Genomic DNA, 23,353 nt, shown 5'->3' on the forward strand with positions numbered 1-23,353 from the left:
TCAGGCATATTCAGAAAATTCTGAGTACCAATAATATCGTGCAAAATAACAGTTTTCATATGGGAACTAAGCAGCCATTCCCTGGAAGCCCATAAATGCCAGTGCCATGATGCCGGCGGTTACCAGTGCTACGGCAGTGCCCTGCATACTTTGGGGTACTGCCGAGATCTGAAGTCGCTCACGAATACCGGCGAAGAGGACTAAGGCCAAACCATAACCAACTGCGCTTGTTCCTGAGAAGACCAGCATTTCAGTAAAAGCCAATTCTTTTTTAGCGATAAGCAGGGCAACACCCATAACTGCACAGTTGGTTGTGATCAAAGGGAGATACACACCAAGCGCGTTATAGAGAGTCTTACTCTGTTTCTTCAGGATGATTTCCACCAGCTGAACAAGAGAAGCAATGATCAGGATAAAGGTCAGCGTCTGAAGAAATTCAAGGTCATATGGCCGTAGCACATAGGTGGATACAGACCAGGTGAACGTACCGGCAAGTAAGGTAACGAATACAACTGCTGCGGCCATACCGAAGGCAGTTTCCAGCTTCTTTGATACTCCAAGAAACGGGCAATTTCCAAGATACTGGGCGAGCAGAATGTTGTTGACGAAGGTAGCTGAGATAGCCAGATAGAAAAGATCCATGAGATTTTCCTTTAACCCTGTATAAATTTCTCACCGCGCCAGCGGGAGAAGAGATTCTGGAGAGCAACCAGGGTGCCGATAGTCATAAACGCTCCCGGTGCAGAGACGAGGAAAGCCATCGGTTCAAATGATTCCCCTAAAACCGGTATTCCAAACCATGATCCTGCCCCTAATATTTCACGAACTGAGCCGATAAGAGTAAGAGATATGGCGTAGCCGGTACCGACGCTCAATCCATCTACCATTGAAATGAACGGGGGATTCTTGGATGCGAAACCTTCCGCCCGACCGAGTACGATACAGTTGACCACGATGAGAGGAATATAAATGCCGAGCTGTACAGAAAGCGGGAAAAAGTATGCTTTCATGAGAATCTCGACAATGGAAACCAGGGTAGCAATGATAACGATGTATGAAGCGATGCGTACCTTGGCGGGAATAACATTTCTTAAACTGGAAATAGCACCGTTGGAGAGGATCAATACAAACGCTGTGGCCAGACCCATGCCAAGTCCGTTTTCGGCAGACATGGTCACCGCAAGCGATGGGCATAAACCGAGAACCAGACGGAACGGCGGGATGCGTTTCCACAGTCCGGCAGTCAATGTTGCTGTAAATTTCTGTTTCATTGGTATGAGTCCTTTTAACGCGCTGAGATTAGTTTGAGAATTTCAGCTTTGTTCTCACGCACAAAATCAAGTGCATCGTTGGTACCGTTAACAGCGGCTCTTGAGGTTGTAGAAGCCCCACTGATAGCATCGATTGTGCCGCCATCAGCGCTGAGTGCTACAGGAGTATCTATAGGTAATCCCTGCCATTGACGGCGGAAGGCGATTTCAATTATACGTGCACCCAGGCCGGGAGTTTCACTGTGACTTACTACTTCGATACCCGTCTGGCGCTCGTTGATAAGGTCTATACCGACCATAAGCTTCAGGTCACCACCAAATCCGCCTTTGCCGATTGCCTCAATGGCAAGAGCAGAGACACCTTTGTCTTCGACGGTATAAAAAACCGGGACAGCAACTCCTTCCACATTGACGACGACCTTGTTACCAAGCACTTCTTTGGCAGGCTTATTGAAAAGCCGTTCCAGGCCGGGGCCGCGAACGTAAAGGTCTGTTTGAGCTTCAACTCTCGGTCCCAGCTGGATGTTGGCTGCAGTGAGTGCCGCCGCAGAGAAGCCTGCGATCAGCGAAAGTATCACTACCATGCGAATTATCTCATTCATTTCCACCTCCCTTAACTTTAGACTTGATCATGTCCATGAGCGGTGAGCAGAGATTGACCAGAAGGACGGCATAGACGATGCCATCAATATGTTTCGAATATCCCCTGATGAGGATGAGCAGGACACCGGCAAGAATTCCGCAGAGAAACATGGGGACTCTGTTCACCGGTGAAGTGGTATGATCGGTAATCAGGAAGAAACCCATAAATACAGTCCCTCCGCTTAAGAGGTAAAACATGGGTGTCGCAAAAACTTCAGGGTTGGACATGTGCAGTGCGGTAGCGGTGCCTAGAAGTCCTACTATAAACCCAAGCGGGAGCTGCCATTGAATTTCACGCATCGCCAGCAGAAATATTCCACCAATGAGTATGAAAATCACCATGCCTTCAGCAGTTCCTGCAACCTGACGACCGAGTAAAAGGTCCGTCAACTGGTATTGAGATTCTGCAGAAGTGCCGAGCGTTTTTAAGAGTCGCAGTGGTTCGATAAGCGAAGCTGACCAGTCTAGATGTTTCAGGGCGTCAGTGTTATCCATGCGTCCCGGCCATGAAAGATGCAGGATTGCAAGGCTGAGAACAGCCGGATGAGCAGGGTGCGCTCCAACTCCGCCGAACATTTTCTTGCCAACTATTACCATGAAAAAACATCCTACCAGGATGAGCCACCAGGGAGCATTGAGCGGTAACATAAAGGCCAGCAGTAAGGCCAGAACAACGCTGCTCCAGTTAGAGGTGAGATCCCGTGAGGGAGCGAGTTTTTCTGACAGAAAATCGAGGCAAATAGCAAAGACCACACACATGCCGAAGATACGGAGCGAGGCAGGGCCGAAAAAATAGAAGCTTGCCAGCATAGCGGGAACCAGTGCGATTACCCAACGCTGGTGTATTTGCGCTAATCCTTTTCCATGCCGCCAATGGGGGCCGACGGCTACGTCGAGCATGGGTTTGGTTGCAGGTGTCGGTGGTTGGACTACTTTGAGCTCTTTCATGGCTTACCTCCGTCGGTCCAGTTGAAACGCTCACCGTGAGACATTTCATGATTGCAGAAATGAAGGAGTTGAACGATAGGTCGTTCCGCCGGACAAACATGGGCACATAAGCCGCATTCGTGACACGCTTCGGGGTGTAACCCTTTGGTAGCATCGATTTTGCCGAATTCGATCATGCGATTGACCATATGCACCTGAATATTAACAGGACATACCCTGGTGCAACGACCGCAGAAGATGCACGGTGCGATAGCATCAAAGGGTGTGATGTCTTCTGCAATAAGAAAGATGCCGTTATTATAAGTAATGGGAGTCAGATCTGAATATTGAGCGAAGCCCATCATCGGGCCACCGACAACAGGTCGTGTATAGTCTGAAATATTCAGGCCCTGACTGGCAAGTATATGTCTGAGAGAACTGCCCATTGGGAAGCGAACGGTTATCGCTTTGTCTATACCTGAGCCGCTTATGGTTATGCACTTCTGCATAAATGGGCTGACTCCGTCAAGTGCATCCACTGTAGCCAGTACATATTCTACATCCATAACCGCGATACCATGAGAACGATAGCTCTCCCGGCTTGGGATACGATGTCCGACCAGACGTGTAACAACCTCACGCTCAATGCGGGCGGAATAGTTTTTCGGCAGATAAACCAGTTCAGCCAATTGTGAGAATATGGGGTCAGCCCATGACCGAAGATCTTCCGGTAACGTGAGCCAGACGCGGGCATCCGGGAGAAGTGTGCTAATCCGTTTAAGACCATCGGCTACTTTGTCAGCGTGTTGCTGGAGGAGTAACAGGGAGGTGAGTACTGTGGTTTCCTGCCTGATGCCGGTGATAATGACCGATTGTATAGAAGGAAGATCCTCTATTTCACCATCTGTATAATCACGGCCGGAAAACGTCCAGGGCGGGTTTACTCCGGCTGCACGCATCCTGGCGATTACCGCTTCCTTATTATCGGCACGTACCGGACCGTCGAAAATTTCCTCAGCACTCATCGCTTGACCGCCATTGTTTTCTATAACTATGGCAGGTGAATGGACGCTCTGGGAAGTCCAGGTGGTGGTGATTTCCTTGACGGTGCCACTGATAGTGGCAAACGTACAGTTGCCGAGTCGTGACTTACCGATGACCTGACCCTTGCGAACCTTCTCGCCAGCTTCCACAGTCGGGAGATACCGCACACGACCGGGGTAATCCAGAGGAATCACGACGTGATCGGGGTCTTCGACCTGGCGGATAACAGGATCATGGTCCGATACGCTTGGCAGAATCGGCTTTTTCTTGAACAGCTTCAACAATCCTTGCATGACAACATTCTCATCGTAAGTGGCAAGCTCCGCATAGCAACTCGCCGTTGGCTTTGGTGAATTTTTCCGGAGAATTTTCCAGGTGGCAATCTGAGCAATTCTTATGGTAGGCGCTGGAAATAGATCTTGGAGCATGACAACTTAGGCAGCTATGATCTTCGATCTCCAGATATTCTTCATGTTCCATCATATCAGGTGTGTAGTCGTCATCGTGACATTCAATACACGCAAGTGTATTCGTTTCGCTTGGTTGAACTGTCTGATGACATTCCCGACATGAGGCAGCTTCTTCTTCAGCTTGAATGTTGTGATGACAGGTGACACATGATTCTGCAGAATCCTGATGCGCTCCGTGATCAAAGAGCACGGCTCCAGCCGTATTCGTAAAATAGAGTCGATCGGTTTTTTTAGCACCTGCATCGACCATGCAGCCAATAACGGCCGCAGCTACAGCGACGATTAATGTAATCGTCAGTGACCGGGTCCAGTTTCTGCGATCCCGAATATTACCACTCATGACTATCCCTTAATATGAGTCGTTCGTTATCTTCTTCACTCATCATGTACCAGCGGCATGAACGACGAATGCAGACGGTGAGTTTTAATTTTATAGAATTAGAGACTGAGACTTGAAACGCCATGAGTTTACAGCCGTCTTCTTTGCAGAGTTGGTCCGGTTGGATCAGCGAGGTATGGCAATGTGGACATTTGACATCGGCCAATTCCTCATCATCTTCAACGTGAATAGAACTTTCCCGATCCAGAACGTTGAGATATGGCGACACCTTGCTGGTTCCGACCTGTCCCTGATTGTTGACGATCTCGAATACCGCTTTATCACCATCATTGAGGCTGGCTTCACAATGGGGGCACCAGCAGTTGAGGTAAGTATTCTGCTTGATTTTCGAGCGTTCCATTAATGGTTGGGTGTCCCAAACTTCTTCTTCCCAACGAGCGGGCGGATCTGTACCTTTGTTTTTCATCAAGAACTCCGTAGATGCACTGCTTTTGTAATAGTGGTTGGATAATTCCGGTAACTAAAAACGCAAGAGCTAGGTGACAACGAATTGATATAAAATCTAATAGTTAAGCAGCAATGTGAAAAAAATATGTAAAATCAAGGCGGTAATTGTCTTGATTCTTCTGTGGGGGCTTGATATTAGCCATTCAATGACATCTAAGCAACTCTTTTTTTTTCCTGGTAATTGCTCTTACGGGTTACACCACTCAAGCGTCTCAAAAATACTATACTTTTTGTCTAATCTTTTTTTTGCATATTCCCATAAGTCACATGGTGTTTATGTTTGACTAAAAAAAAGATATGTATATTGAGTTTTATACTACATTGTAGCGATAAAATCTTCTTTTTCCGAAGTTTGCACAAATATTAATAGAAGCCGGTATAGACGATGATATAGAATTCCAGTGAAAGGTGAACAGGTTGAGTCGACTCAAGGTATTTTCATCTCTATCGTGGTTCTGTTATACACATATACATGGTAAAACGCTGATAAGGTGTGGTTATCTTGAGGTGGTGTTGCTTTGGGCTCAGGGTGTATACGCTACTCAGGAAAATGAAAACAATTGGATGAGAAATTCCGGCTAGTATTTCTCTACATATTTTTCATTACAGAGAACCTCCGAGCAATCGATAACGAGGAGATTCCCTTAATGGTATATTTTCTAGGCCGGACACCACGCGGGTGTCAGGTGTGCGCTGAGATTCGTAATTGTTGCGTGTGTATAAGCACGAAATCTTAACTTATTGTAATCACTTTGTCAGCCAGTTGCGTTGCGGTTACGATATCCAACATGTTGGTTGTATCACCTACAGCTTTCTCGGTGAGCAGATTAAAATGTTCCAGACAGGTTCCACAAGCCAGAATCGAAACTCCGGAAGTCTGGTAGTCTTGTAAATTTTCAATAACGGGAGATGATTTCACTGTAAGTTTCACTCCGCTGTTCACAAAAATTATCTGCCAGAGGTCAGGTCCCATCTCTTTGAGTGTTTTGATATAATTGATCAGTAATTTTTTACCGAGTTCGTCATCTCCGCGTCCCATACGGTCTGTCATTATCATTACAACATGCTTCTGGGAGTCTTTATCTGCATGCGCGGTATTTTCCTCAAGCTGTTCGGTTTCAAACTCATCATCACGACTTGCTTTAAGTTCGAAATTTCCCGCAATTTCATTCGGGGTTACCGAATAGCCTCTTGAGTTGAGAAAACGGGTTACATTTTCTCTGGAGGCGTCATTATCGACAACCACTGTTAATTGACTCAATTGTTCCTTTTCTACACAGTCTTTAACCAGCAGAACTGGTGCTGGGCAGGTCAAACCACACGCATCTATTATTTTTGCCATTATTTTGTCCTTAATATGTGTTTCCCTTCTAAAACTACTTTTGGCCCTAATTTCAACGTTGCGTATACGCCTCGAACTTGAGCCAAAAAATGAGTTTTAGGATGAAAACTATTTGAGAATTATCATATTGTCCGTTTTGTCAGTTACGTATCCTATAATAGTAGCTCCCTCAATACCGTGATCTGTCATTTGCCGCACAATGTGTTTACTCGCTTTTTCAGGACAACCGATAAGTAGTCCCCCTGAAGTTTGAGGGTCGAAGAGAATATCTCGCAATACCGGGTCAAATTCAGCATCCATTGAAATCATCGAGGTTCGGTGGTCTCTGTTTTTATACGCACCAACCGGTACTAAACCCATTGCCGCAAATTCATAGGCCATTTCAAGTATGGGTATTTTTTCGGCCTCAATGGTAACGCCAATATCCACTCCTGCTATCATTTCTGCCAGATGTCCCAGTAAGCCGAAACCGGTGACATCGGTACATGCCGAGACAGGGAAATGTTGCATGATTTCAGCGGCTGACTTATTCAGTCTGGCCATATTTTCTGTTGCAATAGCAATAGTCTGAGTAGATGCAAGTCCGCCTTTTATAGCAGTATTGATTATGCCGGTGCCGAGTGGCTTTGTAAGAATCAGGCAATCTCCGTCCCGCAGTCCCTGGTTCTTCAGAATGCGATCGGGATGAATAAATCCGGTAACCGACAGTCCATATTTTAGTTCATCATCTTCAATGGAGTGTCCGCCGAGAAGCACTGTTTCAGCATCCCTTAAGGTATCAGCACCTCCTGCAAGCATTTCTCTCAAAGGCTCAGGTCCAAGAATGTTCATGGGGTAGGCTACAATATTCATCGCCGTTTTCGGCGTGCCACCCATGGCCCAGACATCAGAGAGGCTGTTAGCTGCTGCAATGCGGCCAAACTGATATGGGTCATCAACCATAGGGGGGAAGAAATCAAGCGTCTGGATCAACGCCAGATCGTCAGATATTTTATATATTCCGGCATCATCGGCTGTTGCTGTTCCTACCAGAACATTACTGTCTACCGGGAATGATAAATGGGTCAATGCACGCTCCAGATCCGCTGGAGCAAGTTTAGATGCTCATCCGCCACCTTTGACGCATTGTGTAAGTCGAACTCTGTCTTTTTTATTGTCCATATGAACAGTTAACCTCTTCAGCGTTGTAGGTGTGGAATTCACCGCATAAAGGACATGCTGATTTCAGGGACACCTGTCCGATCAGTTTTTTCTCGCCAGTATCGGAAACATTTATGTGATAGCTGTCGCGAAGGTAATAATCGGATGTGCCGAATACCTTTTGTCTCTTGGGACAGGTGAAATAGAGTTTCATTCTCGTAAATCAATTGATTGTAGACATGGTGCTGGAGGCCGTTATGAAAACCAGAAACTGCACGAGTGGATAATTTGAATGATGTTGAATTGTCAAAAATGCATTCAATATCTGTAATGTTAAGTAATGATGTGAGAAATATTTAGATTCAGATGTCTTTTATACAAGAAATCTTTCCACAACTCAAATCGTTAAATCGTATGAATTGTCTGTGACATATATAAAATTCTGATGAGAGGAACCGCCGACAGTCAGGAATGTGTCGATAGTCGAATTTGAATAAGGGCCTTTTTTCATATTTCACGCATAGATTACCATCAAAATATCAGCAATCCACTGAAAATTGTGAAAGTTCTGGACATAAGAATAGAATACTTTCTATTGTGTTTTGTTACTGAATAACTTTGTTAGATTTGACTGCGAAATATATATTTTAACAAAACTATTATCATTGGAGGTCTAATTATGATGGGAAAACGAGTCATTCGCTTCCTAGCAATTACATCCTGTATTGTGTTGATGGCACAAGGTGCAGCTTTGGCTAAGGAGTACCAGCTCACAATACTCCACACCAATGATCACCATGGTCATTTTCAGAAATTTGATCCCTATCCTATGGTAGGGGTGGGGGGGCTGGCGGCACAGTCGACTCTTGTGAATATTGTGCGGGCTGAAGTTGAATCTGCGGGCGGGCATGTACTGGTACTCTCCGCCGGGGATGTGAATACAGGTGTGCCTGAGTCAGATCTGTTAGATGCGGAACCCGATTTTCAAATGATGAATCGTATTGGTTATGATGCCATGACCCTCGGTAATCATGAGTTTGACAATTCTTTAGAAGTGTTGATGAAACAAAAAGGTTGGGCAAAGTTTCCTTTTCTGGCTGCAAATATAGTGAAGAAAGGTACTGAAGATGTGTTGTTTGAACCGTATATTATAAAGGATGTTGACGGATTGAAGGTAGCAATTCTGGGACTAATTACAGAAGAAATTCCTATTCTTGTGCTTCCTGACAATATAAAAGATCTCGAATTTAAACCTGTTATTGAAACGGCAAAAAAGTATGTACCAGAATTGCAGGAAAAAGCGGATTTGGTAATTGCTCTGACGCATATAGGTTTATATGACGCAGATTCAGACCAGACCGGTGATTTACAGCTTGCTCAAGCTGTTCCCGGTATTGATGTGATCGTTGGTGGTCATACCCATACCGATTTGGAGGCGCCTGTTGTGGTTGCTGAAACTCTCATTGTTCAGGCCGACGCATATTCTGAGAAAGTTGGTAGGTTGAACATAGTAGTTGATAGCGATACTGATACGGTGAAAGACTATTCGTTTGAATTGATGCCGGTTAACGGGAAAAAACGGATCAAACATAACGGTAAAAGTTATTACCAGTACACCGGAACCGGGGTTGTTGAAGATAATGAAATCCTGGAAGCAATGACGCCCTATCTCCAGGGGGCTGATGAAATGTTGAAAAAGCCGGTAGGTACAGCCGTGGTTGAGCTAGTTGGCGGTAAGAGTGTAAGTCGGTCTCAGGAAACTAATCTTGGTAATTTAATTACCGATGCTATGCGTGCCAAGACCGGTGCTGATATCGCCCTGCTGAATGGTGGAGGAATTCGCGCAGGAATTGCTCCTGGAGTTATCACCTATCGTGATGTGTTGAGTGTCCAGCCATTTGGAAATACCCTTACCGAGATAATGATGACAGGCTCCCAAATTATCGAAGTGCTGAACCTGTCGGCCTCAAAGATCGGGAGTGGCGCATTTATGCAGGTATCCGGATTGAAATATACCTATAACCAGACAGAAGCTAAGATAGAGACAGTGATGGTTGGCAATGCCCCTATTGAATTGGAAAAAATCTACAAGGTGGTGACCAATAATTTCGCTGCTTCGGGTGGAGATGGGTATAGCATGTTGAAGCCACTGGCCCAATATGATACCGGATATGTCGACGCAGACGCCACAATGGAATACATACGGAAAAATGGTGAGGTAGATCCGAAAATAGAAGGTCGAATAACACTCGTGAAATAACGTAAAACACCCCGTGGATAAAACGTTTTATCCACGGGGTGTTTTTGGTATAAGAAGAGGTTCTCAGGGGAATCTGTTATCACATTCAAAAAGACTAAGAAGATAATAACACGTGTGATTTTGACACGTGAGAGGTATTTTAGTATTTTAAAAAATGTCTGAACTCTTTTACGTGCACATTAATGCTGGTAAAAAAATCTAGTGGGAGGATATGTCATGAATGAAAATTTAGATCTTAACGGTCCTGTGCAAAAAGAAGCACCAAAAAAACCGGAGCCTGCATGGTACGATTTTATAGTGAAAATTGTTCAGGATCTTCTGAATTTTAATATGCACACCTATACGAAAGAAAAGGCCCCGCGACTGTAAACCTGTCTTTGATATACAAGGGTCCCCACCGGCCTGATGTATATATAGTATGAGGGAGGTATCATCTGCGGACAGGGATAGGTGTTGTTTATCTACAGGTCCTGAAGATATGTCTCTGTTCAGTTTGTACAGTCTCCTGCAGCACCACGAATCATTGTGTGTTTTGTGCTCCAAGCTTTTTGGTTATCTGAGCAACGATGGTGGATTTTTCACAGTGTGATCCAGCTTTTGGGCTACAGTCGAGGAGGATACCCATAACCTTGTCGGCAGTTGTAAAACACTTTGCGTCTTCTAATCTAGAGAGCAAATCTGACATGAGTTTGCAGAAATCTTCACATTTCGCATAATCAGCGGTAGCACGTTGGTGCAGATCAGCTGCTTTTTGTAAATCTCTCTTGATGTCATCAGGTAGTATCTCAGTCATAAAATAATACTCAATAATTTGATAATTACATTGGAGTGATACTCAAATCTCGTTACTGATTTGCGATAGCGGTATAAGCAAAAAAGCCGCATATCCTGAAATGGGTATGCGGCCTTTTTATTACGCCTTCTTTTATGCTGTAGTCTTTACCCAGACAGGCCAGTTGCTATCAAGCCGGATAAATCGTTTGTCATGATCGATGTCCTCGCCCATCTTTCTGTTTGCAATAAGGATCGCTCCAGGTTTTAGCGAATTTTCGACATGCTTTTCAAACGTTAATTGCAGCTCTTTTTTACTGAATGGCCTGAAGTAATAGACGATGTCAAAGTTGCCAAGTTCGTTGAAATCCCAGATGTCATCCTGGCTGACACATTCTTCGCCTACCAGCTGTTTTGCTATATCATAGGAGGCGCTGTCTTTTTCAATGCCTGAAACTTTGCATTCCATCAGTTCTGCCAGTAGTAGAATATTGCCAATCCCGCAGCCGATATCTATAAACGAGATCTCCGATGACTTTTCTCTGGTTTCTCGGAGGTGGCTGCACGCAAGACGAATCTGCTCGTAGGCCTGACGGGTGTCCATGGCAACGAAAGGATACTCCTGGCTTGTGTCGTTGATTGTGTTGGGGACAGCCTGTCGTGTGAAATAGCCGATAAAGCGGTTGATAACTCCAAAGAGAATATCCTGTTCTTCTTCTCTTATGGTGAGTGATATATCGTTCATGTAGAGTTCGTGGGTGTCTGTTGGGATTTTCAGGTTTAATGCTGTTGATGCCGATGAATTAGGCGCAGGCTTCTACCAGTTCTTCAAGGCGTATGGCGTGCTGGCGTTCTTCTTCAATGATGATTTTAAGCTCACGTGCAGTGGCTTCATCTTCGATCAGGGCGAGAAGGAATTCATAAAAGAGGATTGTGTCTTCTTCAAAGGCCTTGGATTGGGCTAGCAGTTCTGCAACTGTTTCAGTTTGGTCAAGTCGTTTCTGGTCAAGAGAGAAGGTCTGATTTGCGACCATATCCTGCAGCAGAGATTTGCCCATCTTCTCAAGTTCTTCCTGCTCTGGGGGAACCGACTGGTTTGACTCAATTGCTTCAAACCACTTTCTGTGTCGGCGCTCCTCGTTTGCCATCCATTCAAGGATTTCCTGGATTTTTGGATCTTTTACGCTATCCGCGGCCTGCCTGTATGAAGCCTCGCCGTTCTTTTCAATCTGAATAGCGATGTTACGTATATCTGTAATTCTGAACATGATTCTATTGCCTGGGGAAATAGGGTGGTGTGTACAGTTAGAATGGGACTATTGGATATGGACGGGATTAAATACTACCTAACACTTTACACCGGATTGAGCTGGAATACAGTAAATATTTATTGATTCTCATATCTGAAACTACAGATATCCGCCCTGTTTATCTTCGTATTACCTGGGTAACAACTGAATATAATTGATCGAAGCCACATATTGCGATGAGTTTTCATGAACAAAACGACTTTAAATGTATATTGACAAAATGGTGGTCGGTTGTACAATTAAACAAAATGTATATGTACATTAAGGAGGCGGTGTGGAATTAACAGATAGGCAACAGCGATTTTACGATTACCTTGCGGACAAAATTGGTAATGACGGCCGGGCTCCCAGTCTGCGTGAGGCAGCGGTGGATATGGGTGTGAGTCATAATGCGGTAGCCCAGCTGATTGGTCAACTTGAGAGAAAAGGAATGCTTGAGCGAGAGGGGCATTACAGTCGCTCTATCCGTTTATTACCTGAACAGGAATCGCAAGAGGATGAACAGTCGCGGGGGCGGGAATTACCGATCATAGGTCAGGTGACTGCAGGATTGCCTATGTACGCCCAGCAGGAATGGAATGGTACGGTGGTGGTCGATAGTCAACTCTTTTCCGGAGACAATCTCTTTTGTTTGCGCATCAAAGGAGACTCGATGCAGAACGCCGGGATACTTGATGGGGATCTGGTAATCTGCGAACCCCGCCAATATGCCCAGAACGGTGAAATTGTGGCTGTGCTTATACATGACGAAGAAGCCACGGTTAAACGATTTTACCTCCATGATGATCATATCGAGATGCGACCGGAAAATGATGCATATCCGGTTATGCGTTACCAGTTTGGTGAGTTGCTGATTCAGGGAAAAGTGATAGGCGTTCTCCGTGGCGACAATAGCGTATTTGATGGTGGTGTTAAAAACAGATGAGCAGTAATCCAGGATGTCTGACAGTGTCATATGGACAGTTTGAAGGCGCGAAACGATGCCCGATAATGCTCGGCACCAGTGGCTATTCATATACTGAATGGGTGGATAGCGGTTTTTATCCACCAGAAACAAAAACACAAAATATGCTGGAGTTGTATGCAAACGCTTTTTCCACAGTAGAGCTCAACTATACCTGGTATCAGATGGCACGCGCCGAGGCTGTAGCCCGAATGGTGGAGAAGTCTCCACCGCATTTCCGATTTGCAGCTAAGCTGACCAGAACCATGACTCACGAACGGGAGGATAACTGGAGAGAACAGCTCAGGCTCTATCGTGACGGAATAGCACCTCTTCGTAAACGACTTGTTGCGGTTCTGGTGCAACTGCCACCGGATTTTGACAGAACAATGGGGAATCGTCAGTATCTGGCGGCATTGCTCGACGGTTTGTATGAATTACCTGTGGCTGTGGAATTTCGTCATGCCAGCTGGGCAGTCGACAGTGTCTTTAAAGAGCTTGAACGACGTAAGGTGACGATGGTTACCGTTGATGAACCAGAACTTCCAGGTCTCTTTCCGACACTTGATGTGGTCACCAACCCAGATCTTTTTTATGTTCGCTTTCATGGCAGAAATACCCGTGGATGGCGATCCGGAAATATGCAGAAAAAGTTCGATTACGATTATAGCAGCGAAGAGTTGCAGCAATGGTGTCAAAAATGGCTTGCACCTATGACACAAAGAGCGGAGCGCGGAGTATGCTACTTTAACAATCATGTTCGTGCCCAGGCTCCGAAAAATGCTCAGCGATTATACAAAATACTCACAGGCTCTGTCTGAAGCTGGTACCGCTATGTACAGAGAACGATCAATTCTGCATTTCAATGTGGCCGATTTTGCTGTTGCGGTGGAACGGGTGGTTGATACCGGTCTTAAAGAGAAACCGGTGATCATTGCTCCTCTTGCTGCTTCACGGGCTGTAGTCTATGACATGAGTGAAGAGGCATATCAGTCTGGTGTGCGTAAGGGGATGGTGCTTAACCAGGCGACCCGATTCTGTCGGAGTGCCAAAATTCTGCAACCGCGGCCCGATTTGTACCGACGTGCCATGAATAGTTTTTTGAAGCGGGTCCAGCAATATTCCCCTGTTGTGGAACATGGTCTGGGTGACGGTCATCTTTTTGTGGATGTGACCGGTACGCATCGTCTTTTCGGCCCTGCACCCGATGTGGGCTTACGGGTTCGGCGCGAAGTTCGTGATGGTCTTGGCATCAACCCTATCTGGACACTTGCTACCAACAAACTTGTAGCCAAGGTCTCATCACGTCTGGTGAAACCTGTGGGTGAGTATATTGTGGAGCCGGGGGACGAACAGGAGTTTCTGGCTCCACTTGCGGTATCACTGTTACCCGGACTGCATATAAAAGAATTACAGCGATTACGTGAGTTTCATATTGTAACCATCGGCCAACTGGCGGATTTAAGTCAGCGGCAGCTTATGGTGCCTTTTGGTACCAGAAGTGAGTATCTGCATAAGGCCAGCCACGGCGATGACTCAACTCTGGTGATGGCGGGAGCGCAGCAGTCGGCACCCGTTGATTATGAACATACCTTTGGTACTGATACCAATGATCAGCAGGAGGTTGAGGGGGTGGTTGCTAATCTGGTGAGCAAGGCCGGAAGTGAGTTGCGCAGCCGCAGGCAGGCAACACGACGCGTTGGCGTCTGGATTCGGTATTCCGACGGTGGCCATGTGGTGCGTCAGGCATCGAGCAAACAGGGGACCGTAAGTGATTTTGCCCTGCGCCGTCTGGCTATGGTCGCTCTGGAACGTGCCTGGATTCGTCGTACACGTGTGCGTGGAGTTAGGCTGGTCTGTGACCGACTGCACCGGCAGTCACCGCAATTATCACTTTTTCCTGAGACTGGTGTTAAAGAACAGCGACAGGGAAAACTGTTATCCGCCATGGATGCTATCCGCAGTCGATTCGGTCATCACCTCATAGGTATGGGGAATCAACACAGTGATGGGCCTGCCGAGCTGGATGAACCTGTTGCCATGTTTTTATAAGATGTTCTAATGTTTCCTCTGCGAGTACGTTCATATTACTCCCTTTCACGAGCTACTGTTTCACCTGCTGCACTTTGCCGTCTAGCTGTAGAACTCGGGTATAGTGGTCTGGCAATGACAGATAGAGATAATTTGTATGGTCTCTGGAATTTTCTCACCGCCTGTAAGCGTGAAAATATTAAACCCATAGTGGGTGCGGAGTTATCTGAAACGGGTAGCGACAAACTGGTAACCTGTTTGGTGCAAAGTGATGTTGGCTATAGCAATCTCTGTCGTTTGATTAGCAAACGTCACTGTCAAAAGTTTCAACTTGTAAAAGATATTCCCCTACATAACAGTGGTCTGCTGGTACTTTCTCAGGATATTACATTACTCGAACGTCTGCACGCGGGTGGTGCACAGGTTGTGGCCGATCTAGGGCCATTACCTACAGCGCACGCACGTACTTTGCGAAACTGGGCAAATAATCATGGAATAACAGCAGTAGCAACACCTGACAGCTCCCTTGGTGTGGCTGGAGATAAAGACCTGTATCTGCTTTTGCGGGCCATAGCCAATAACACAAGCCGGAGCAGGTTACTGAATATTGAGTCTGTAGATGCTATTCATGCTTTTGAAAGCGCAGAAGAATATCGACAACGTTTTGCGGTATGGCCTGAAGTTGTTGACGCATCAGATTTTCTTGCCGAACAGTGTGAATATGACGGCCCGAAATTCGGAACAGTTATGCCGCCATGGCGCTACTCCGAAGAGGGGAGCCCTAAGGAGGTGCTGCGAACTAAAGCGTATGCCGGTGCCTGTCTGAGATATGGTGATGATCTGGGCGAGCCTGTAATTGAGCGACTTGAGCATGAACTTCGGGTTATTGAGGATATGGGCTTTTCTTCCTACTTTCTGGTGGTACGCGATATTGTGCACAGAAAAGGGGAGGATGGTACTCGGAAAAAACGACGTATCTGCGGGCGTGGTTCAGGTGCTGCCTCACTGGTTGCCTACTGTCTTGAAATAACAAACGTTTGCCCCTTGAAATATAATCTCTATTTTGAGCGGTTCCTTAATCCGGGTCGAACTGATCCACCCGATATCGATATAGATTTTGCCTGGGATGAACGCGATGAGGTATTGCAGGAAGTGCTCAGCGACTTTTCCGGCTATTCAGCTATGGTATGCAACCATATATTTTTCCAGCCGCGGATGGCAATCCGGGAAACAGCCAAAGCTTTCGGTATGCCGGGATATGAAATATCCCAGCTCACTAAGCGGTTGCCGTGGCTATCTAGCGGTTCTGAAGAGAACCTGCAGCAGTGTATAGAAAACCTGCCTGCTCTTCGTGATCAGGATTTTTCAGAGCCATGGCCTGAGATTATCAAACTGGCTGCAAGGTTGATTGGTATTCCCAGGTATCTTTCGGTGCACCCGGGCGGTGTGGTAATTACGCCGAAACCAATTACCGAGTATGTTCCGGTTGAGTATGCCGCGAAGGGGGTGCCAATTATCCAGTGGGAGAAGGATGCTACTGAAGAGGCTGGCCTGGTGAAGATTGATATTCTTGGTAACCGCAGTCTCGGAGTAATTCGTGATGCTGTGCAATCCGTTCGTACTGCAGGAATTACTCTTGATGAACTTGGCTGGAACCCGGAAGACGATTCACGCACCAGAAGCGGTGTGGCTCGCGGCACAACTATGGGATGTTTTTATATCGAGAGTCCGGCCATGCGACTGCTTCAGCAGAAGGCGGGGAGTGGTGATTTTGAGCAACTGGTTATTCAGTCATCCATAATCAGGCCGGCAGCCAATGAATTTGTTCGTGAGTATGTTCGTCGACTGCATGGTGGTACCTGGCAGCCTTTGCATCCATCAGTGGGTGATGTGCTAGATGAGACATTCGGCTTAATGGTTTATCAGGAGGATGTCTCACGCGTTGCGGTGGCGATGGCAGGGTTTAGTCATGCACGTGCAGATGGGTTGCGCAAAGTGATGTCAAAAAAAGATAAGGAATTTCGCTTAAAAGATTATAAAGAACGATTTTATAAAGGGTGCCGGGAGCGCAATATTGCCGACGAATATATAGATCAGGTGTGGCGCATGATGATGAGTTTTGACGGCTACTCGTTTTGCAAACCGCACTCAGCTTCATACGCCAGGGTTTCGTATCAGGCCGCCTACCTTAAACATCATTATCCGGCTGAGTTTATGGCGGCGGTCATCTCGAATCGTGGTGGCTACTATTCTACACTAGCCTATACTTCTGAGGCAAAACGGCTGGGGATTGACGTATTGCACCCTGATGTAAACCTCAGCAACGTTCGCTGGACTGGTTGTGGAAAAAATATTCGAGTGGGCTTGCAGGAGATTCACGGCCTCTCCGAACGTGCAATAACCCGACTGCTTGAACAGCGGCAGATAAAAAAATTTGCTGATCCTGTAGATTTCTGGAACAGGGTCGGCCCGGCAGATGATGAAGCGAGGGCGCTTGTTCATGCGGGGGCAATGGATAGTCTTGATCCAATGTTAAATAGAACGTCGCTGCTCTGGCAGTGGTCAAGTTTTCATCGGGGGAAGACGATGCTGAAAGCAAATTCGCTCTTTCCGGTAAAGCTGCCGGAGCCGCCATTACTGAAAGCACCTGATATATACAGCATGCTTGTGCGTGAGTATGAGGTGCTGGGTTTTCTCTGTAAATATCATCCTATTGTGCTGGCAGGTAAGAGGCCGCGCGGGCTTGTGCCGATTGCAGATGTACCAAATCAGGTGGGACGGAGGATTCGATGTGCTGGGTGGTTGTTAACAGGAAAGGTCGTATCGACAAAAACGGGAGAAGTCATGGAGTTCCTCACATTCGAAGATGATACGGGCATTCTTGAAACTACCTTTTTCCCTGAGACGTATCGGCGGTCGGCCCATATGCTGCAGACAGGCAGGGCGTATATCCTGACCGGGATTGTTGATGAGGACTATGGTGCCGTAACACTTACGGTTGAGAATGTGTCGGCACTAAAGTGATGAAGTCTATTATTAGTGTCCTTTCCGCTTCACACCTTACTCCTACGCATCACACTTCAAGGCAGATATTCAGGGGTAATCAGATGTATTTTGGTACTACGCTTTTATGGATTGTGGATGATGTATAACGGATCTATTGATTCTGAGTCTCGGTCGGTACATCATTATCGACCAGCAGATCCAGCGCCGGTGGGATGGATTCTGGAGATGGTGAGATATACTGATACTGTTTGAAGCCGTAATTAACCAGATACTTGATGTCATACCACATTGTCTCGCTTCCCATGACTGCGACAATGATAGTTGAATCTCCACGGGTAAATTTCCCAACATAGGTCTGACGAGCTTTCAGGGTGTAACCGGTTTTTCCTCCGGTAGTTCCGGGTATCTGCCAGAGAGCCTTATTATGATTGTAGAGAGTCCGACCTTCATCGGTCTTCATCGATCGCTTTTTCATCTTTTCGGCAAATTCGGGATTACGCATAGCTTCACGAAAGATAATGGCAAGATCACGGGCTGTGCTGGTCTGACCTTTTGCGGTCAAACCTGTGGCGGTTTTACAGACTGTATTGGTTGCTCCCCAGTATTCGGCGAGTAATGTCATGTAGTTGGCAAATTCTTCTTCGGTCCCACCAAGCATTTCTGCCAGGGCAACACTGGCGTCGTTTGAAGAAGCAAGCAGTACTGCTGAGATAAGTTCATCGGCGCGATATTGCTTGGCAGTATCAAGGTACATTTTCGAACTCGGTCGTGAGGCAGCTTCTTTACTGACCGGAACAGACTCTTCTCCGGTCATTGACTTCAGGGCAATCATGCCGGTAAGCACCTTGATAGTGCTTGCTGGCTGCCGAGGATCGTCAGGTGCCTTGGCAAAAAGTAGCCGCCCGCCAGTTTCTTCCATGATAACCGCGCTACGGGCCGAGATACGTTTTTCTATTATTGGATTAGTGTAGATTTTATCTATTGATGCGGGGTAGCGTTTTACCTGTGAAATATTTCCCTCAACACCTAAAATAGGTGTGTTTTTAGATTGTTGAGCCAGTGCCATACCGCTGGTAAAGTGGAGGAATACCATCAGGATCAGGAGTGACGAGGTGTTTATTAACCGGCAAAAGCCGCAAGAGGTGCGTTGAAACAATAGTATCATCTATGAAGGTGTATTTTGGAAAAAGGAGGATACGAATAGTGATCTGTTTTATTTTGTTGTAGTCTCTGTGTCTGCGGTTGTCAAGTAGCTTTTCCCAGTATATTCAGGGCCTGGAGGGGGGCTGATGTCGCTTCATGATTGACCTCAAACACGTCTTTGTGTAATATCCAACCGAAATCTAACCACAGGGTGTAACAGTATATTTAGTCATTGCTGTTTCTTTCGGTGGTCCGTGAACCCTTTTTAAACTGAGGTGAAATATGCAGGTTGAAGCAGATGTCCGGATGACATTGAATTATATACTCGACTCAAGTCGTGCCAAATATGGTGACAAACCTGCCATAGGTATGGCGATGCAGAAACCACTGTCCTATAACGAGTTTCATCATAACGTTATGGCAATCGCGTGTAGATTGCAGAAAGAGGGTGTGAAAAAAGGGGATCGGATAGCGATACTCGCAGAGAATTCTCATCAGTGGGGCATGGCCTATTTTTCTATTGTCCGCCTTGGCGCAATCGCTGTTCCCATTTTGCCGGATCTGCCTGAGAGTGATGTGCGCCATATTCTCAATGAGATGAAGGTGAAAATTCTCTTTACCACAGGGCGACAGATAGAAAAAATCTACGAGCTCAAAAAAGAGCTCGCGGGTCCGGTAATTACACTTGATGATTATAACGCACAGGGTGGTGTTGTTGAGGTGGTTACTTTCAGCGATTTGCTGGAGGACGCTATGACAGATCTGCGGATGATGGAGGATACACTGGAGTTTCCAGAGGTTGAAGAAGAAGATATTGCCTCTATCCTCTATACCTCGGGTACGTCGGGGTATTCTAAGGCTGTTATGTTGAGTCATAAAAACCTTACATCAAATGCCTACTCCTGTTCACGATTGATGGATCTACCGGTCGGGGGGGTGTTTTTATCAATTCTTCCGATGTCTCATACCTACGAATTTACCCTGGGCTTTACCCTTCCTCTGCTGTGTGGTTGCAGGATTGCGTATGCAGGAAAGTCACCAACACCCGCAATTTTGCAAAAATTGTGTCAGCATGAAAAGCCTTTTGCAATTTTTGCTGTGCCTCTGGTTCTTGAGAAAATATACAAAAAGCGTGTGCTGCCTCAGATTGAAAATTCGAAAGTACTTAATCTTGCATGTAAAACAAAATTTGGTCGCAAAATGATCTATAAAAAGATCGGCGCGAAACTTATCGATTTTTTTGGTGGAAATTTGCAGCTCATGGGCATTGGTGGAGCGGCACTTAACCCTGAGGTAGAGCAATTTTTGAAAGAAGCGTCATTTCCCTATCTTATCGGTTACGGACTGACTGAGTCCTCTCCGTTGCTTGCCGGCGGTCCCATGGGGGATGAGACTATTGCTGTGGGTTCAACAGGTAAACCTATTTCAGGTGTTGAGATTAAGATCGTTGATCCCGATCCTGAAACAGGTATTGGTGAGATTCATGCGGCAGGTCCCAATGTGATGACAGGCTATTTTGATGATATTGAAGGAACCGATGCAGTTCTTTCAAGTGAAGGTTGGCTTGCTACCGGGGACATTGGCTATCTTGATGACTTTGGTAACCTCCATGTGCGTGGGCGATGCAAGAATGTGATCGTTATGGCAAATGGCGAAAATGTATACCCGGAGGCCATTGAGCATAAAATTAATACCTTTACCTGGGTTGTTGAGAGTCTTGTGCTTGAAAATAACGGTCAGCTTGAAGCCTGGGTTTATCCGGATTATGAATTGATAGACGAAGATACCGCAGGGCAGGGACGTGGTGAGCGACGGGCATATATGGAAACTATCCTTGAAGAGATGCGGGTTAAGCTTAATGGCCAGCTCCCTCCAGCCTCACGTATTGCCAGAGTTTTTGAGCGTCGGGAGCCTTTTATCAAAACAGCGACACATAAAATAAAGCGCTATTTGTATGATGGGCATGGAATGGTCGGATAAAATGCATTCGCAGTTGAGGCTTTGTGCTGATACTTAATGCTTGATTGTCAGAAAATAAAAGGCCCGGTTACTCTGTAACCGGGCCTTTGCTGTTTATATTTTTGTTACATGTGTATCGGGGAGAGCATATAAATCGTCAAGTGCCTTGAACAGACTTTTTCGTACCTTCTCAAATTCCTCAACTTTCCTGGTTGCAGCGCTGGAATTGTTATCATTATACAGATTGACAGCTTCGACAACGTTTTGATGAACCGCTTCGTGGTGAATACCTATTTCCTTAAATATATCGAGTGATGATAATTCTGGAGGTGCATCGTCATACCATTTACCAAAAGCACATTGGTGATGATTTGGTATCTCACTGGCGTTTATGGTTGTGTATCCGCTCAGCACGGAGGTAAGTCGCATTTTCCAGTTGAAGTGCGCGTCTTTTATCGTGCCGATATCAAATTGTGGTTGCTTGAAACTGAAATTATCAAGCATGACCGAAAGTGATTCCGTATTGTTTTGCATTTCGACAGCCAGCTCTTTTACATCGGAACTGGCAGCGGCAACTTTATCAGCCTCTGATTTCAACAGAGCAATATCACGGGCAACATCGCTGTTTACTGCAGACGCCTGCGATATGTTCTCAGTAACCTCCTGCATGCCGGCAGATGCCTGGCTTATATTTTCTGCTATTTCATTGCTTGTGACAGCCTGCTCTTCTACCGCTGCGGCCATGGATGAGACAATCTCACTGGTACTGTTAATGATCTTGCCGATAGTACCGATCACGTTAATGGTTTGTTCGCTTGAGCTCTGTACACCTTCGATGCGCTCTTGTATTTCCCGTGTTGCTTCTGTTGTCTGGCGTGCGAGGTCTTTTATCTCATTGGCCACAACAGCAAAGCCTTTACCTGCTTCTCCGGCACGGGCAGCTTCAATAGTTGCGTTGAGTGCAAGCAGGTTGGTTTGATCGGCAATTTCATTGATGGTCTCAGTTACTTTATTGATTTTTTCTGCAGCTACACCTAATTCCTTTACACTGATAGAGGCTTTTGTTGCTTCGTTTACAGCCTGTTCAGTTATGACCCTGGCATTTTCAGAGTTTGAGGAAATCTCGGTAATTGTTGATGTCATCTCCTCGGTGGCCGCGGCAACCATGCTGACATTAACACTGGTTTCTTCTGAGGCGGCTGCAATTGCGGCCATGTTGGTATTCATTTCTTCTGCGGCCGCAGCAACTGTATTACAGTTGGCGGCCATATCTTCTGCCAGGTTATGAAGAGAGGCAGAAAGACCAACCTGAGAATTAGACGACGCGTTAATTGTTGATGCCGCTCCATGTACGCGGGTACACATATTGTTCAAATTTGAAGCGAGGTTGTTTGCTGAACATGCGAGTTGACCCATCTCGTCATTTTGTTCCAAATGACTTTGAACTCGCATATTGCCATTTGCGAGGTCGGCAGTAAGTGTGGCAAGATGCTGTGTCGTTTTAGAGATGTTACGGGTTATTACCAGGCTGAACAATACACCAATCCCCAGAGATAAAAGAGAAAGAGTTATGAGCAGGTTTTTCCCGGCAGTGATGTTTGAATTAACATGAAAATCAGTTGAGGCAGTGAGCTGCGCAACCTCTTTTGAGATAGTATGTAAATTATCTTGTATAGTTTTAAGTGCTTCTTTGCTCTTCGTGCCGTAAATAGCTTTGGCTTCATCTAATATATCTACTTTGTTTTGTGTTGCAGCAAGCGCATTGATTTCTTTGATTGAAGCGTGCAAATCCTTATGAGGTTGTTCAATTGCGGAAATGATAGGTGAAAGTGCCGGAAAGTGCTTTTCAATATTCTTTCGCTCTTCACCATAGAGCCACTTCCCAGGCTCACATTTTGTAGGATCAGTTTCAATAGCTATGGTAGCTGTATTTGTATCGAGGAAGAATTTATTGACTGTAGCAAAGAACATCTGTAGATCGATTTCCCGTTTGAGAAGTGTTTCGTTGAGTTCATTGGCAACTTTGACTGTAGTAATATCCTGTATTGCCGAGTTAAAACGTGTCCAGCTAACCGTTGAGATTGTAAGCAGCAGTAAAAGAATTACGCCAAAACCGGATAGGAGCTTTTTGTTTATTGAAATATCCTTAAATCGCATAGCTGACCACCTTCGTCTTTAATAAGTCGATGTTTTGAAGTTGTTTGGTAACAATAATGTGATGTTGGAATTGGTTGTTCAACAAGCGTG

At 45.9% G+C, this 23,353-nt stretch carries 22 protein-coding genes; 7 read left to right on the forward strand and 15 right to left on the reverse strand.

All coding sequences use genetic code 11. From position 1 onward, the window contains the following. Positions 1 to 66 precede the first annotated feature (66 nt). The 10 genes from FCL46_RS01410 to FCL46_RS01455 form a co-directional block, all read right to left on the reverse strand. Positions 67 to 642, reverse strand: coding sequence for an electron transport complex protein RnfA (locus tag FCL46_RS01410; protein WP_136809743.1), 576 nt, complete (start codon positions 640 to 642; stop codon positions 67 to 69). A gap of 11 nt (positions 643 to 653) precedes the next feature. Further along, complete coding sequence (rsxE, locus tag FCL46_RS01415; protein WP_136809742.1) at positions 654 to 1,271, reverse strand: electron transport complex subunit RsxE; 618 nt, start codon at positions 1,269 to 1,271, stop codon at positions 654 to 656. Positions 1,272 to 1,285: 14 nt separating this feature from the next. Continuing rightward, complete coding sequence (locus FCL46_RS01420) at positions 1,286 to 1,873, reverse strand: RnfABCDGE type electron transport complex subunit G (RefSeq protein WP_136809741.1); 588 nt, start codon at positions 1,871 to 1,873, stop codon at positions 1,286 to 1,288. Beyond that, a complete protein-coding gene (locus FCL46_RS01425) occupies positions 1,866 to 2,861 on the reverse strand; it encodes an RnfABCDGE type electron transport complex subunit D (RefSeq protein ID WP_136809740.1) in 996 nt (331 codons plus the stop codon). Before FCL46_RS01425 ends, FCL46_RS01420 begins: the two co-directional genes overlap by 8 nt. Next, complete coding sequence (locus FCL46_RS01430; protein WP_167506018.1) at positions 2,858 to 4,177, reverse strand: 4Fe-4S dicluster domain-containing protein; 1,320 nt, start codon at positions 4,175 to 4,177, stop codon at positions 2,858 to 2,860. Before FCL46_RS01430 ends, FCL46_RS01425 begins: the two co-directional genes overlap by 4 nt. A gap of 10 nt (positions 4,178 to 4,187) precedes the next feature. Then, positions 4,188 to 4,694 (reverse strand): cytochrome c3 family protein, encoded by a 507-nt coding sequence (locus FCL46_RS01435; protein WP_136809738.1) that lies wholly within the window; start codon positions 4,692 to 4,694, stop codon positions 4,188 to 4,190. Further along, positions 4,684 to 5,160 (reverse strand): hypothetical protein, encoded by a 477-nt coding sequence (locus tag FCL46_RS01440; protein ID WP_136809737.1) that lies wholly within the window; start codon positions 5,158 to 5,160, stop codon positions 4,684 to 4,686. The genes FCL46_RS01435 and FCL46_RS01440 overlap by 11 nt, the downstream gene beginning before the upstream one ends. A gap of 774 nt (positions 5,161 to 5,934) precedes the next feature. Continuing rightward, positions 5,935 to 6,543: a sulfurtransferase-like selenium metabolism protein YedF gene (gene yedF, locus FCL46_RS01445; protein WP_136809736.1), complete on the reverse strand. Its 609-nt coding sequence runs from the start codon at positions 6,541 to 6,543 to the stop codon at positions 5,935 to 5,937. A 108-nt stretch (positions 6,544 to 6,651) separates the two neighbouring features. After that, on the reverse strand, positions 6,652 to 7,704 hold the full coding sequence (gene selD / locus FCL46_RS01450) for a selenide, water dikinase SelD (protein WP_136809735.1): 1,053 nt from the start codon (positions 7,702 to 7,704) through the stop codon (positions 6,652 to 6,654). Further along, entirely contained in the window at positions 7,694 to 7,897 is a 204-nt protein-coding gene (locus FCL46_RS01455; RefSeq protein WP_136809734.1) for a hypothetical protein, read from the reverse strand. The genes selD and FCL46_RS01455 overlap by 11 nt, the downstream gene beginning before the upstream one ends. A 465-nt stretch (positions 7,898 to 8,362) precedes the next feature. Here FCL46_RS01455 and FCL46_RS01460 point away from each other — a divergent pair, with 465 nt between their 5' ends. Together FCL46_RS01460 and FCL46_RS01465 are read left to right on the forward strand one after the other, a co-directional pair. Further along, positions 8,363 to 9,943: a 5'-nucleotidase C-terminal domain-containing protein gene (locus tag FCL46_RS01460; protein WP_136809733.1), complete on the forward strand. Its 1,581-nt coding sequence runs from the start codon at positions 8,363 to 8,365 to the stop codon at positions 9,941 to 9,943. A 216-nt stretch (positions 9,944 to 10,159) separates the two neighbouring features. After that, entirely contained in the window at positions 10,160 to 10,312 is a 153-nt protein-coding gene (locus FCL46_RS01465; RefSeq protein WP_153307143.1) for a hypothetical protein, read from the forward strand. A gap of 151 nt (positions 10,313 to 10,463) precedes the next feature. Here the strand turns inward: FCL46_RS01465 and FCL46_RS01470 are convergent, their stop codons facing one another. The 3 genes from FCL46_RS01470 to FCL46_RS01480 all read right to left on the reverse strand — a co-directional run bounded on the left by FCL46_RS01470 (position 10,464) and on the right by FCL46_RS01480 (position 11,982). Continuing rightward, on the reverse strand, positions 10,464 to 10,736 hold the full coding sequence (locus FCL46_RS01470; protein ID WP_136809732.1) for a hypothetical protein: 273 nt from the start codon (positions 10,734 to 10,736) through the stop codon (positions 10,464 to 10,466). A gap of 132 nt (positions 10,737 to 10,868) precedes the next feature. Continuing rightward, positions 10,869 to 11,459 carry a class I SAM-dependent methyltransferase gene (locus tag FCL46_RS01475; RefSeq protein WP_136809731.1) on the reverse strand — a complete coding sequence of 197 codons (591 nt, stop codon included), beginning with the start codon at positions 11,457 to 11,459 and terminating at the stop codon, positions 10,869 to 10,871. A 58-nt stretch (positions 11,460 to 11,517) separates the two neighbouring features. Then, positions 11,518 to 11,982, reverse strand: a complete 465-nt coding sequence (locus tag FCL46_RS01480; protein ID WP_136809730.1) for a ferritin family protein — start codon at positions 11,980 to 11,982, stop codon at positions 11,518 to 11,520. Between the two features lie 316 nt (positions 11,983 to 12,298). Between FCL46_RS01480 and lexA the strand changes: the two genes are divergently transcribed. From lexA to FCL46_RS01500, 4 genes are read left to right on the forward strand one after another with little or no spacing between them, the layout of a single operon-like run. Continuing rightward, on the forward strand, positions 12,299 to 12,949 hold the full coding sequence (gene lexA / locus FCL46_RS01485; protein WP_136809729.1) for a transcriptional repressor LexA: 651 nt from the start codon (positions 12,299 to 12,301) through the stop codon (positions 12,947 to 12,949). After that, on the forward strand, positions 12,946 to 13,788 hold the full coding sequence (locus FCL46_RS01490) for a DUF72 domain-containing protein (RefSeq protein ID WP_136809728.1): 843 nt from the start codon (positions 12,946 to 12,948) through the stop codon (positions 13,786 to 13,788). Before lexA ends, FCL46_RS01490 begins: the two co-directional genes overlap by 4 nt. A 13-nt stretch (positions 13,789 to 13,801) precedes the next feature. Beyond that, positions 13,802 to 15,019 (forward strand): DNA polymerase Y family protein, encoded by a 1,218-nt coding sequence (locus FCL46_RS01495; protein ID WP_167506017.1) that lies wholly within the window; start codon positions 13,802 to 13,804, stop codon positions 15,017 to 15,019. Positions 15,020 to 15,028: 9 nt separating this feature from the next. Next, a complete protein-coding gene (locus FCL46_RS01500) occupies positions 15,029 to 18,022 on the forward strand; it encodes a DNA polymerase III subunit alpha (protein ID WP_136809726.1) in 2,994 nt (997 codons plus the stop codon). Positions 18,023 to 18,155: 133 nt separating this feature from the next. On the opposite strand, the gene FCL46_RS01505 is transcribed toward FCL46_RS01500, so the two are convergent. Next, on the reverse strand, positions 18,156 to 19,097 hold the full coding sequence (locus tag FCL46_RS01505) for a D-alanyl-D-alanine carboxypeptidase family protein (RefSeq protein WP_167506016.1): 942 nt from the start codon (positions 19,095 to 19,097) through the stop codon (positions 18,156 to 18,158). Positions 19,098 to 19,429: 332 nt separating this feature from the next. On the opposite strand from FCL46_RS01505, the gene FCL46_RS01510 reads away from it, so the two are divergent. Continuing rightward, positions 19,430 to 21,127 carry an AMP-binding protein gene (locus FCL46_RS01510; RefSeq protein WP_136809724.1) on the forward strand — a complete coding sequence of 566 codons (1,698 nt, stop codon included), beginning with the start codon at positions 19,430 to 19,432 and terminating at the stop codon, positions 21,125 to 21,127. 93 nt (positions 21,128 to 21,220) lie between these two features. On the opposite strand, the gene FCL46_RS01515 is transcribed toward FCL46_RS01510, so the two are convergent. Next, positions 21,221 to 23,263 carry a methyl-accepting chemotaxis protein gene (locus FCL46_RS01515; RefSeq protein ID WP_136809723.1) on the reverse strand — a complete coding sequence of 681 codons (2,043 nt, stop codon included), beginning with the start codon at positions 23,261 to 23,263 and terminating at the stop codon, positions 21,221 to 21,223. Positions 23,264 to 23,353 lie beyond the last annotated feature (90 nt).

The sequence above is a fragment of the Desulfosediminicola flagellatus genome (genome assembly GCF_005116655.2).
GTDB lineage: Bacteria > Desulfobacterota > Desulfobulbia > Desulfobulbales > Desulfocapsaceae > Desulfopila > Desulfopila flagellata.